The organism is Phormidium sp. CCY1219 (assembly GCF_055795085.1).
The window spans coordinates 1-2,159 of the sequence record NZ_JAYFEQ010000433.1; the positions used below are offsets into that span (position 1 = coordinate 1).

Annotated in this window: 2 protein-coding genes; both read left to right on the top strand. The window is 51.9% G+C overall.

The window, feature by feature from the left end; all coding sequences use genetic code 11:
* Positions 1–633: 633 nt before the first annotated feature.
* Positions 634–1,482 carry an Npun_R2479 family HD domain-containing metalloprotein gene (locus tag AC0QH1_RS10075; RefSeq protein ID WP_324630953.1) on the top strand — a complete coding sequence of 283 codons (849 nt, stop codon included), beginning with the start codon at positions 634–636 and terminating at the stop codon, positions 1,480–1,482.
* Between the two features lie 215 nt (positions 1,483–1,697).
* Positions 1,698–1,874, top strand: coding sequence for a 50S ribosomal protein L32 (rpmF, locus tag AC0QH1_RS10080; protein ID WP_324630954.1), 177 nt, complete (start codon positions 1,698–1,700; stop codon positions 1,872–1,874).
* The last annotated feature ends 285 nt before the right edge of the window (positions 1,875–2,159 follow it).

Sequence of the window (2,159 nt, forward strand, 5' to 3'; positions counted from 1 at the left end):
CGTACACCGGGAAATGGAGCCTTGTACTTTCTAAAAAAAGGAAGTCCTGTGGGAGTGCTGTTTATGTAAGGGGGGGGGCGAATTCCTCCCCATACATAAATGACAGGGGTTTCCATTCGCCCCCCTTGCCAACCCCTAATTTTCGATGAACCGGAGCGATCGCCCCCTCGGCTGTCCCTATGTGAGAAAAATGTGCCCCCCAACCCTCAATCACAGGCGTTTCACAGCAATGAAACCGCTCATGTATAGAAGCCGCCGCGATCTGCGCCCTCTTATCTTTTCTGGAGTCTGTAGCGGTTCGTGACGGGCAAGAGCAAGGGGGTCGCATCCCTTGAATCCAAATCCCCATCGCCTCCTCTTCTCAGATTCCCGATCGCTGCCAAATCGCGCAAAACCCAGACCCTCGGTCAAAATGCATCCGATTTTTCCACCCCCTCCACCCCCTACCCCCCGCCAAACCGCGATCGTCAATGCCCAACCCGCCAGAGTCCACCAGGGAGCTTGCAGTTTGAGGCAGCTCAAAATACTTGCACCATTCACTCCTTACTATTGAGATGATAAGTCAGTGTGGGCCGTCGGGCTTCACGCACTATTCAGGGTGTCGGCACTCAAACCATCACGGGAGAACTGGATATGTTCAATTCCACTGAAATTTTAATAGATGACTTCGTAAAACAGCTCAAACAAGGCTACCATCGAACCTACGGCGGGCTGAAACCCGACTATGCAGATATCATTGGCTGGGCGGGACACATGGCCCTGGAAAACCTCGCCAACACCGATGCGCTTTACCATAATGTGGAACACACCATCAACGTCACCTTAGTGGGGCAAGAAATTATGCGCGGCAAACACATCCGCGATGGGGGAGTTTCTTGCGAAGATTGGTTGCACTTCATCATTTCGCTAGTCTGCCATGACATCGGCTACGTGAAAGGAGTCTGCAAGCAAGATAGACCGGGTATTTATGCCACAGGGCAAAATGGCGAAACCGTGACATTGGATCCCGGAGCAACTGCAGCCAGCCTGACCCCTTACCGCGTCGATCGGGGCAAACTCTTTGTCGAAGAGCGATTTGGCGGTCACAAACTCATTGATGCCGAACTGATTAAACACAATATCGAACTGACTCGCTTCCCCATGCCCGTTGCCGCCGATCGCCAAGATACCAACAACTTTCCGGGTTTAGTTCGTGCGGCTTCTTTAATCGGACAACTCAGCGATCCGCGCTACTTGAAAAAAGTTAGCGCCCTGTTCTATGAATTTGAAGAAATTGGCATGAATAAAAAACTCGGCTACAGCAATCCCGGGGATTTGCGCGCCAACTATCCCAAGGTTTATTGGAATAGCGTCTATCCCTACATCAAAGATGCCCTACACTACTTAGGACTGACGCAACAAGGCCAGCAAATCATCGCTAACCTCTACGCGAACGTTTTTGTCATCGAACACGATACGCACCAACCCGAGTCTCCCGAATAACCCGATCCTCTCCGCCGGTTGTATATCGCCGGTCAAAACCCACCCCCTGTTTTCCCCCAGCATCGTGGGGGAGATTTGCCGAGGGTGGCATCTGTGCGGATTTGTGACCCTCGTCTCAGCCGCGTTTGGGGCAAAATACTCGTTGGGCGTTTGAGCCAGATCTGAGATTTTGTCTTAAAATGGTAAGGTTGTCAATCACTTAAGGGATTACACTCATGGCGGTTCCAAAGAAAAGAACCTCGAAAACCAAGCGCAATCAGCGCAAAGCAGTTTGGAAGCGCAAGGCAGCCCTGGAAGCTGAGAAAGCGCTTTCTCTAGGGAAGTCCGTTTTGACGGGACGCTCGAAGGGCTTCTTCTATCCTCCCGACGAAGAGGAAGAGGAAGAAGCGTAAACCCACTGGGGTTCGGGGAACAGCGCAGGAGAGTCAGCACCCCCGGCTGAAGCACGGGGGCTTCGTGCCCTCCTGCAACAGGATAGCTGACCAGCTTAAGCCTTAACTGGCTACGTTCAGAGCAAGAGTTAACGTTCCTACCCTGGGATGCGTGCTAGTTCCAGGCTCTAGAACCAAATCGTTAAACACTCCTAAGGGGTTAAGACCGTGCGATTTGGAAAGTACCGACTCTGAACATTAGCGAAGCCAACGTTACGAGCAATCAGAACAGACGCAACAATGTCT